Source organism: Rikenella sp., assembly GCF_056799795.1.
On sequence record NZ_JBQIQO010000051.1, the window covers coordinates 1 to 9,578 of the forward strand.

The 9,578-nt window shown below is 59.5% G+C and carries 10 protein-coding genes; 6 read left to right on the plus strand and 4 right to left on the minus strand.

From position 1 onward, the window contains the following. Positions 1 to 265: 265 nt before the first annotated feature. From ACTO3O_RS09380 to ACTO3O_RS09390, 3 genes are all read left to right on the plus strand, one after another. The gene (locus tag ACTO3O_RS09380; protein WP_297832755.1) at positions 266 to 967 is read left to right on the plus strand and encodes an SIR2 family NAD-dependent protein deacylase; all 702 of its coding nucleotides are present in this window, start codon (positions 266 to 268) and stop codon (positions 965 to 967) included. Positions 968 to 1,066: 99 nt separating this feature from the next. Beyond that, entirely contained in the window at positions 1,067 to 2,419 is a 1,353-nt protein-coding gene (gene ffh, locus ACTO3O_RS09385) for a signal recognition particle protein (RefSeq protein ID WP_297832752.1), read from the plus strand. Positions 2,420 to 2,569: 150 nt separating this feature from the next. Further along, positions 2,570 to 2,773 carry a fibrobacter succinogenes major paralogous domain-containing protein gene (locus ACTO3O_RS09390; RefSeq protein ID WP_298081089.1) on the plus strand — a complete coding sequence of 68 codons (204 nt, stop codon included), beginning with the start codon at positions 2,570 to 2,572 and terminating at the stop codon, positions 2,771 to 2,773. Between the two features lie 1,961 nt (positions 2,774 to 4,734). Here ACTO3O_RS09390 and ACTO3O_RS09395 read toward each other — a convergent pair. Genes ACTO3O_RS09395 through ACTO3O_RS09410 form a run of 4 tightly spaced genes read right to left on the minus strand, consistent with a single transcriptional unit; the run spans position 4,735 to position 8,656 of the window. Further along, the gene (locus tag ACTO3O_RS09395) at positions 4,735 to 5,601 is read right to left on the minus strand and encodes a bifunctional 5,10-methylenetetrahydrofolate dehydrogenase/5,10-methenyltetrahydrofolate cyclohydrolase (RefSeq protein ID WP_297832601.1); all 867 of its coding nucleotides are present in this window, start codon (positions 5,599 to 5,601) and stop codon (positions 4,735 to 4,737) included. Between the two features lie 51 nt (positions 5,602 to 5,652). Beyond that, complete coding sequence (argS, locus tag ACTO3O_RS09400; RefSeq protein WP_297832604.1) at positions 5,653 to 7,455, minus strand: arginine--tRNA ligase; 1,803 nt, start codon at positions 7,453 to 7,455, stop codon at positions 5,653 to 5,655. Between the two features lie 58 nt (positions 7,456 to 7,513). Next, positions 7,514 to 7,906: an ExbD/TolR family protein gene (locus tag ACTO3O_RS09405; protein WP_294594343.1), complete on the minus strand. Its 393-nt coding sequence runs from the start codon at positions 7,904 to 7,906 to the stop codon at positions 7,514 to 7,516. 60 nt (positions 7,907 to 7,966) lie between these two features. Continuing rightward, positions 7,967 to 8,656 (minus strand): MotA/TolQ/ExbB proton channel family protein, encoded by a 690-nt coding sequence (locus tag ACTO3O_RS09410; RefSeq protein ID WP_297623571.1) that lies wholly within the window; start codon positions 8,654 to 8,656, stop codon positions 7,967 to 7,969. Between the two features lie 204 nt (positions 8,657 to 8,860). On the opposite strand from ACTO3O_RS09410, the gene ACTO3O_RS09415 reads away from it, so the two are divergent. From ACTO3O_RS09415 to ACTO3O_RS09425, 3 genes are all read left to right on the plus strand, one after another. Continuing rightward, positions 8,861 to 8,998 (plus strand): hypothetical protein, encoded by a 138-nt coding sequence (locus ACTO3O_RS09415; protein WP_297623569.1) that lies wholly within the window; start codon positions 8,861 to 8,863, stop codon positions 8,996 to 8,998. A gap of 125 nt (positions 8,999 to 9,123) precedes the next feature. Next, the gene (locus ACTO3O_RS09420) at positions 9,124 to 9,333 is read left to right on the plus strand and encodes a hypothetical protein (RefSeq protein ID WP_297832608.1); all 210 of its coding nucleotides are present in this window, start codon (positions 9,124 to 9,126) and stop codon (positions 9,331 to 9,333) included. Then, positions 9,318 to 9,533 (plus strand): hypothetical protein, encoded by a 216-nt coding sequence (locus tag ACTO3O_RS09425; protein WP_297832611.1) that lies wholly within the window; start codon positions 9,318 to 9,320, stop codon positions 9,531 to 9,533. The genes ACTO3O_RS09420 and ACTO3O_RS09425 overlap by 16 nt, the downstream gene beginning before the upstream one ends. Positions 9,534 to 9,578 lie beyond the last annotated feature (45 nt).

Consider the following 9,578-nt stretch of genomic DNA (forward strand, 5'->3'; position numbering starts at 1 on the left):
CGCTTAAGCAGCTTGGCCCAGTTCTTAGTGCGCGCCGGGGAAATCTTGTCAAAACGTGCCAGCACATTTTGACGATTTCCCTCTTTAGGCGGCGGCGCGCGATCCGGTCATTACCCCGCCTAAAACTGCCCTCGGGCCGGGCAGGCCCCGCGTGCCCGCGGTGGGCAATCGACAGCCTCTACCCAAGACCGCCCAAATCCCCCTCGATACCCCGGAAACAACACCCGCCGAAAAGTCGTATCTTTCGAAGCAAAAAAACCATACCATGAAATCCCAGAAGAAAATAGTCATCTTCACCGGCGCCGGCATGAGCGCCGACAGCGGCGTCTCCACCTTCCGCGACACCGACGGCCTGTGGGAAAACCACCGCATCGAAGACGTCTGCACCGCCGAAGCCTGGCAACGCAACCCCCGCCTCGTGCTCGACTTCTACAACGCCCGCCGCACCCAACTCGACCACGTGACCCCCAACCCCGGTCACCTCGCCCTTGCCGAACTCGAAACCGCCTTCGACCACGTTACCGTCATCACCCAGAACGTCGACGACCTCCACGAACGCGCCGGCAGCACCCGCATCATCCACCTCCACGGCGAACTGCGCAAAGCCCGCAGCGAACGCAACCCCGACCTGATCCTTCCCGCCCCCGGCCCCACCCGCCTCGGCGACCTCGCCCCCGACGGCGCACAACTGCGCCCCCACATCGTCTTCTTCGGCGAACCCGTCCCCGAATACGAACGCGCCCTGAGCGAAGTCCGCGACGCCGACCTGCTCCTCGTGATCGGCACCTCCCTCGCCGTCTACCCCGCCGCCGGCCTCATCTACCAGCTTCCACCCGCCAGCCCCGTCTGGCTCGTCGACCCCCGCCCCGCCCCCGTCGCCATCCCCAACCCCCTGACCGTCATACCCGAACGAGCCGCCGCCGGCCTTCCACCCCTCGTCGCCGACCTCATCCGCCGCCACCCGTAAAAAACCCCCTTAGTCCGCCGTTCCGAGAGAAATTCGTACCTTTGTCCCAGTGCCCGCCCCGCGCAGGCCGTAACCCACGAAAAGCATCTATAATCACCTATGTTCGAGAATCTTAGCGACCGTTTAGAGCGCTCCTTCAAGATCCTGAAAGGCCAGGGCCGCATCACCGAGATCAACATCGCCGAATCCCTCAAAGAGATTCGTCGCGCCCTGATCGAAGCCGACGTCAATTACAAAGTCGCCAAGACCTTCACCGACCAGGTCAAACAGAAAGCCATCGGTCAGGAAGTCATCAAATCCGTGAACCCCAGCCAGATGATCGTCAAGATCGTCCACGACGAACTCGCCGCCCTGATGGGCGGCACCGCCGTCGGGATCAACCTGCGCGACACCCCCTCCGTGATTCTCGTGAGCGGGCTCCAAGGCTCCGGTAAGACCACCTTCAGCGGCAAACTCGCCCTCCACCTGAAGAAGAAAGGGCGCGGCGTTCTGCTGATCGGCGGCGACATCTACCGCCCCGCCGCCATCGACCAGCTGAAGGTCCTCGGCCAGCAGATCGGCGTCGAAGTTTACTCCGAACCCGACAACAAGACCGACGCCGTCGCCCTCGTCCAGAACGGCATCCGCTACGCCAAGAGCCAGGGCGGCACCTTCAACACCATTATTATAGACACCGCCGGGCGCCTCGCCATCGACGAACAGATGATGCGCGAGATCACCGCCATCAAAGCCGCCGTGAAGCCCTCCGAGACCCTGTTCGTCGTCGACTCCATGACCGGCCAGGACGCAGTCAATACGGCGAAAGAGTTTAACGACCGTCTGGACTTCGACGGCGTCGTGCTCACCAAGCTCGACGGCGACACCCGCGGCGGGGCAGCCATCTCGATCCGTTCCGTCGTCGACAAGCCCCTGAAATTCGTCAGCACCGGCGAAAAGATGGACGCCCTCGACATCTTCCACCCCGAACGGATGGCCGACCGGATTCTCGGGATGGGCGACATCGTCTCGCTCGTCGAACGCGCCCAGGAACAGTTCGACGAAGAAGAGGCCCGGAAGCTCCAGAAAAAGCTCGCCCGCGACCAGTTTACCATGCAGGACTTCCTGAATCAGATCCAGCAGATCAAAAAGATGGGGAACATCAAGGATCTGGCCTCGATGATTCCCGGCGTGGGGAAAGCCCTGAAAGACATAGACATGGACAACAGCGTCTTCAAACAGACCGAAGCCATCATCCAGTCGATGACCCCGGCCGAACGCGCGAACCCCTCCTTGTTGAACGGCGTCCGGAAATCTCGGATCGCCCGCGGGAGCGGGACAGATGTCGCCGCCATCAACCGCCTGTTGAAGCAGTTCGACCAAACCCGTAAGATGATGAAGATGGTCGCCGGCGGAGGAGGTGCGATGGCTCGGATGGCCGGTGCCGCCGCCATGATGCGCCGCGGCAGGCGGTAAAGTTTCGCAGCAAGGTTTTGCGATACCCCACCGCCCGACACCACTCATTTTGCACATATTTTCAGTCGGTACACACCGACGTCGAAAAATCCCCCTCTCGATTCCGTCAGGTCTCGGAGGGGGATATTTTTTGCCCGAAAACGCAACGCCGTGGGCTCTGCCCCGGGCTTCCGCGACGCAGGCTACAATGGGCGATTGGGCACACCGGTGAACGTAGGCAACAGCGGCTACAGTTGGTCGTCCGCTGACAGTGGGAGCAACAGCTTGTTCTTGTATTTCAACACCCAGAACTTCAATCCCAGCAACGTAAGCAGTCGTGGCCACGGTTTTCCGTTGCGTTGCCTCTCGGAATAAACGGGGAAAGACCACCGCCTCGGGCTACCGCGACGCAGGAAACGAAGGGCGATCGGGTAGCCTGAACTACACCGGTAACGGCGGTTACAATTGGACTTCTGCAATCAGCGACACCAATGGAATGTACTTGTATTTCTATACGGCATGGCTCACTCCCTGCCTCGCAAACAATCGCGCCTACGGTTTTCAGCTGCGTTGCCTCTCGGAATAAACGGACGCAAGGCGTCTTTGATGGCCGTGTCTACCCCAAACAACGGGCAGCCTCACCCCTCAAATCCAGCCCATTGCCCACCGCGGGCACGCGCGACCCGAACGCAGTACCCTCAGCCAAATCGCGCGACCCGTTTTAAGAGGGAAATCGTCAACATGTGCTTGCGCGTTTTGACAAGATTTCCCAAGGCGCGCGGACAATGAGCAGGACCGAGACGGCCAATAAAACGCCCTGCGGGCGCGCCCCGGGCTACCGCGAAAGAGTAGATGGCCAGTTATGGTGCGCCGGCAGCCACGGATAGAGCTGGTCAGCCACGTCCGGCTACTCGGAGGAGCGTTACTGTGGCATGTACTTGTATTTCCTCACTACGAACCTCAATCCCGGCAACACGGGTAATCGGGCCGCCGGTCTTCAGTTGCGCTGCCTCTCGGAATAAACGGACGCTAAGCGTCTTTTGATGGCCGGGTCTACCCTAAAGATACCCCAAACCGGCAGCCGCTACCCTAAACAACCGGCAGGAACTAGCCCAAATAACGGCCAGCCTCTACCCTATTTGAGTTAAATCCCTGCGGTTCGCAGAACCGCCCGGGCCGAAGCCTCCCCACGGGAGGCCCGCAATGTTCGCATGCTCACTGCGGCCACTCCCGGGCGCCCGCCCCGTTTGGCAATGCCTTATTCACGGTAACCGAAGCGGGTCAGACGCCCGGGAGGAACGACAACTCTCGACGCGCAAGCGGTGTGTTGCGGGCCTCCCGAGGGGAGGCGTCCGGCCCGCGCGGCTCTGCGAGCCGCAAGAGCAACGCCTCTTTGCTATGAGATTCGTCCTCGGCGCGCCTCCCCGCACCGGTGCCTTCGGGCACTCCGATCGGGCAGCCTCTACCCCAATAAGAGGCCAGCGATTCTGCAAATCGCGCTATTCGCTCTTAGCCTACAACAGTCCGCCGCGTGGGGTGGCGGCGGACTGCGCGACCCTAAAAGGTCGCAAGAGCACGACCAACGGTTCAGCCCAAAGCCAGGCCAATAGTTCACCCCATTCTGTTGGTTTCGGGCTGCGCGCTCCCCGGGTGGGCCGAAGGCCCAGCGCGCAAGCCCGGCGGTTCTACGAACCGCAAAAGCACCATCCAATTCATCACCAATCTGCCGAGTTCGTTTTCGGCCGCAGCCAGCGGAGAACGAAGACGGAGCGAAAGCGGAGTATTTCGGCCCGCATCCGAGGGCTGCGGGCCGACCGTTGACATGGAGACTTAGATATTCGCTCTCAACCCAAAGTAAAGACCAAAGCACGATCACAAGCACAGCCCAATTCACCGCCCCAGCCAAGCCCCAAACTCGGCCCGGCACGGCGGGAAAACCGGTTACGGTTTTCCCGCCCGAAGAACAGCACGCCCAAAAGCACGGCCCAGTTCTCCGCCCCGTGTCAGCCTCACTGCGGCTCCGCTGTCGCTCCGCCGCGTTTTCGCGCGCCTTGGGAAATCTTGTCAAAACGCACAAGTGCATTTTGACGATTTCCCTTTTCAAGGCGTGGCGCGCGAATGCCCTACAAGAGGGTACTGCCCTCAGGCCGGGCAGGCCCCGCGTGCCCGCGGCGCGCAATGAGCCGCCACGGCCAAATAACGCACGGCAACCTCAGCCCCAACCTCAAGAAAATCCCCACCCCCAAAACCGTGCAAACTCCGGCAGAAGCAATCCCTGCAACAACAAAAGTGACGGTCGATTTTTATCTCCACTTCACACTCCATGATTTTACAATCTACTTCCCATAAATAGCCCCTTCCGCCGCTAAAAGCGTGTTTTTCATCAAGCTCACGATCGTCATCGGCCCCACCCCGCCCGGCACCGGCGTAATATAACTGCACTTCGGCGCCACCTCGTCGAACTTCACATCCCCCAGCAACTTCCACCCGTTTTTCGTCTTGTCGCTCGGCACCCGCGTAATCCCCACATCGATCACCACCGCCCCCGGCTTCACCATGTCCGCCGTCACGAACTCCGCCTTCCCCAGCGCCGCCACCAGAATATCCGCCCCCGCACAAATCTCCCTCAGGTTCTCCGTCCGGCTGTGACACAACGTCACCGTACAATTGAACTCCTTATCCGACAACAAATTAGCCATCGGCCGCCCCACGATATTGCTCCGTCCCACCACCACGCAATGCCGTCCCGCCGTCGGTATTTTATAGTACCTCAACAGCTCGCAAATCCCCTCCGGCGTCGCCGAGACATAAGCCGGCAACCCCAGAATCATCCGCCCGACATTCACCGGATGAAACCCGTCCACATCCTTCCGCGGATCGATCGCCTCGATCACCTTTTGCTCCGAAATATGCTTCGGCAGCGGCATCTGGACAATGAACCCATCCACCTCCGGATCCGCATTGAGCCGCCCGATCTCGCCCAACAACGCCTCCTCCGTGATATCCTCCTCGAAGCGCAACACCGTCGACCGGAAACCGATCTCGCGACACGCCCGCTCCTTATGCCCCACATACGTTTCGCTCGCCCCGTCGTGCCCGACCAGTATCGCCACCAAATACGGTTTCCGCTCCATCGACGCCACCCGTTCCGCCATCCGCTGCTTCAGCGCCGCAGCCACCACTTTTCCATCAATTAGCTCCATTTTATCTCTATTTTTCAAATAATTCTTCCGAAACCCTCCCACAAAGAGAGCCTACATCCGCTCCGGCATCTCGATCCCCAGCAAACCCATCGCCCGCGCCAAGATCCGCGCCACCTCGCCCGCTAACACCAACCGGAACGCCCGATCCTCCGCCGCCACATCCGACCGCAGGATCGGATAATCGTGATAATACTGATTGAACTCCTTCGCCAGCTCATAAGCATAAGCCGCCACGATCGCCGGCGAGAACGCCTCTCCCGCCTCGCGCACCACCCCTCCGAACTCCGTGAGCAGTTTGATCAGCTCGATCTCCTTCGCCTCCGGCACCCGCCCGTCGAAGAAATCCGCCGCAGAAGCAACCCTCCCCTCCCCTTTCTGCTCCTCCGCCCTCCGCTGCAACGACCGGATCCGGGCATACGTATACTGAATGAACGGCCCCGTATTCCCGTTGAAATCGATCGACTCCTTCGGGTCGAACAACATCGTCTTCTTCGGATCGACCTTGAGGATGAAGTATTTGAGCGCCCCCAAGCCCACCATCCGCGAGATTTCGGCAATCTCCTCGTCCGACAAGCCGTCCAGTTTTCCCGCCTCGACCGCCACCGCCCTCGCCGTCGCCACCATCTCCGCAATCAGGTCGTCCGCATCCACCACCGTCCCCTCGCGAGACTTCATCTTGCCCTCCGGCAGCTCCACCATCCCGTACGAGAGGTGGAAAATCCCGTCCGCCCACTCATACCCCAACTTCCTGAGGATCAGCTTCAAGACCTGAAAATGGTAATTCTGTTCGTTCCCCACCACATAGACCATCTCGTCCAGCCCGTACTCCCCGTGCCGCTGCACCGCCGTCCCCAAGTCCTGCGTCATGTAGACACTCGTCCCGTCCCCCCGCAAGAGGAGCTTCTGATCCAGCCCGTCCCCCGTCAAGTCCGCCCACACCGACCCGTCCTCCTTCCGGAAGAAGACCCCGTTCTCCAACCCCCTCTGCACCAGCTCCTTCCCCAAGAGATACGTATTCGATTCGTAATAGACCTTGTCGAACGACACCCCCAACGCCCGGTAAGTCTCGTCGAACCCCTTGTAGACCCATCCGTTCATCCGCTCCCAGAGCCCGTAGACCTCCGGATCCTTCGCCTCCCACCGTCTGAGCATCTCCTGCGCCTCGCGCATAATGGGCGCCTCCCTCTTCGCCGTCTCCTCGTCCAGCCCACGCTCCGCCATCAGCTGCCGCACCTCCGCCTTATAGGCCTGATCGAACGCCACATAGTATTTCCCCACCAAATGATCCCCCTTCATCCCGCTCGACTCCGGCGTCTCCCCCTCCCCGAACTTGAGCCACGCCAGCATCGACTTGCAGATATGAATCCCTCGGTCATTCACCAGATTGGCTTTCAAGACATTGCATCCGTTCGCCTCCAGAATTTTCGAGACCGAATATCCCAACAGATTGTTCCGGATATGCCCCAAGTGGAGCGGCTTGTTGGTGTTCGGCGAGCTGTACTCAACCATCACCGCCCGCCCATTGTCACACACGAAGCCATAATTAGGCTCCCCCCTCATCTCCGCCATCGCGCCGATCCAATACGCCGGCGTGAGCGACAGGTTCAGAAATCCCTTGATGACATTGAAATTCCCGATCGTCTCGGCACAATTCTCCCGCAGCCAAATCCCGATCTCGTTCGCCGTAGCCTCCGGCGCCTTTCGGCTGATTTTCAGGAGCGGAAAGGTGACCAGCGTATAATCCCCCTCGAACTCCTTCCTGGTTTTCGAAATCTGCACCTCGGCCACCGCCCCGCCATACAGCGCGGCCACCGCCCGTTCGCAACACGTTTTAACCGTATTCTCAGCATTCATAGTCGTATATATTTCTTCGTATCCTTAACCCTGCCGCCTCCCTCCCTCTCAGTACGCCCTACTCCGGCGCCGTCGCCAGCACCAGTTTGTATTTGTTGTCCCGCGCGATATTCATCACCTTGACCACCTCGTCCACCGGCACCGTTCGGTCGCAATGCAACGATATCGTCGGCTCCTCGACCCCCTCCAGGCGAGTGCGAAGCCGCCCCGCCAACTGATCGAACGACACCTGCTCCATCTCGACAAAATACTGAAGATCAGCCGTAATCGAGACCGTCGTATACGGTTTCTCCTTATTCGCATTGCTGCTCTTCGGCAGCAACAGTTTGAGCGCATTCGGGTTGATGAGCGTCGTGGAGATCATCAGGAAGAGCAGCAGCAGAAAGATCAAGTCCGTCTGCGACGCGCTTCCCCCTCCCATATCTATTTTAGAACTCCGTTTAATGGCCATCGTAAATGAGCACTATCTTGTGTAACGTAAAACAACCAGCCGCATCCGCTCCCGCCCCCCTTAGAGCATCCTCCCGCCGCCCGTCGGATTCTCCTTAGCCGTGACGATATCCATGAAAGCGATCGTATTGGCCTCCATCTGGAAGACCACCTTTTCGATCCTGGCCACGAGGAAGTTATACCCGAAGTATGCCGGAATCCCGACCACCAGCCCCCCGACCGTCGTAATCATGGCCGTGTACATCCCGCTGGCCAAGATCGAGAGATCGACCGACCCTCCCGCCGCCGCCATGTCCATAAACGCCTGCACCATCCCGAGCACCGTTCCGAGGAAGCCGATCATCGGCGCCCCTCCGGCCGTCGTCGCGAGGAACGGCAAACCGCTCTCCAGCCTCGAGACCTCCAGATTGGCCACATTTTCGATCGCCGCCTGAATATCCGCCTTCGGCCTCCCGAGATTCATGATCCCCTTTTCGATCATCCTGGCGACCGGACTCCTCCTCGTGCGGCAGTACTGAATCGCCTGCTCGATCTTCCGTTCGTAGATCAAGTCCCTGATTTTGGTCATAAACCCGGCATCCATCTTGTCGGAAGCCTGCCTCACCATCCAGAATCGTTCGAAGAAGATAAAGATGGATATCGCCGACAAAAGCGCCAACGGAATCATCAACCATCCGCCGGCGAGGATCAGCGATCCCAGTCCGATCGTTTCGGGTTTCGCCGCCGCCTGGGCAGCCTGCAAGAACATCATAGTCGTCAGAATATAAATATTTTACAGTTATTCGCGTTCGCCGCCCCACCTTTCTTTCTCTCTGCGAGCGCCCTTCTCCCCACCCCGATTTTGGAGTAAGTTGTTGCAAATATATGAATTTTTAGACGGAATTTCACGCCTCCGTCCGGCTCTCCCGCCCCGGGCTGGCGCGGACATACGACGGGAACCTTATGGGGCATCTGTATGCTCGGCTACAGTTATTCAGCCTCCACCGACAAGCGCAACGGAATAGCCTTGGATTTCGACGTATCGCACCTACATCCGGGGAACGCGAATGCCCGCGCCTGCGGTTTTCAGTTGCGTTGCCTCTCGGAGGAATAGACGGGGGACGCACAGCGTCTTTTAATGGCAGCCTCTACCCTAACTTGAAGTCGAGGCAGGCCGATTGTTTGGGGTAGAGGCACTTAGGATAGAGACGGCCATTGGGTAGAGAAAAGCCGGTTCGAGTGCCGAGCGGCACCGCCCCGGGCTACCGCGGTTACGGAGACGGTAAAGCTTGGAATGTCGGCGACGGAGGTTTCGGTTTTTCCCCCGCTACCTCTCCCCGTGAAGAGTATGCCTGTTGCATAACCCTGAATTTCGGAGTACAAAGGCTCAATCCGACTACGCTGGACAGTCGCGGCTTCGGTCTTCAGTTGCGTTGCCTCTCAGAATAAACGGGACAAGCGGCACCGCCCCGGGCAACCGCTGGTCCATTTCGGGCGTACCGGGCGGCGTCGGCAACGACGGATTCAGTTATTCGTCGTCGGTCAGCGGTATCTTAGGCATGACCATGAGTTTCTACGTGACAAGCTTCACTCCCAGCTACTCGTTCAACCGTGCCGCTGGTCGTCAGTTGCGTTGCCTCTCGGAATAGACAGGAACGAGCAGCACGCGAACCAGGTAGCCTTAGCCTCAAATT

Bases quoted from the DNA above. Each gene is read 5' to 3' on its own strand.
- ACTO3O_RS09380 (WP_297832755.1), top strand. From the start codon at position 266: ATGAAATCCCAGAAGAAAATAGTCATCTTCACCGGCGCCGGCATGAGC.
- ffh (WP_297832752.1), top strand. From the start codon at position 1,067: ATGTTCGAGAATCTTAGCGACCGTTTAGAGCGCTCCTTCAAGATCCTG.
- ACTO3O_RS09395 (WP_297832601.1), bottom strand. From the start codon at position 5,601: ATGGAGCTAATTGATGGAAAAGTGGTGGCTGCGGCGCTGAAGCAGCGG.
- argS (WP_297832604.1), bottom strand. From the start codon at position 7,455: ATGAATGCTGAGAATACGGTTAAAACGTGTTGCGAACGGGCGGTGGCC.
- ACTO3O_RS09405 (WP_294594343.1), bottom strand. From the start codon at position 7,906: ATGGCCATTAAACGGAGTTCTAAAATAGATATGGGAGGGGGAAGCGCG.
- ACTO3O_RS09410 (WP_297623571.1), bottom strand. From the start codon at position 8,656: ATGATGTTCTTGCAGGCTGCCCAGGCGGCGGCGAAACCCGAAACGATC.
- ACTO3O_RS09415 (WP_297623569.1), top strand. From the start codon at position 8,861: ATGCTCGGCTACAGTTATTCAGCCTCCACCGACAAGCGCAACGGAATA.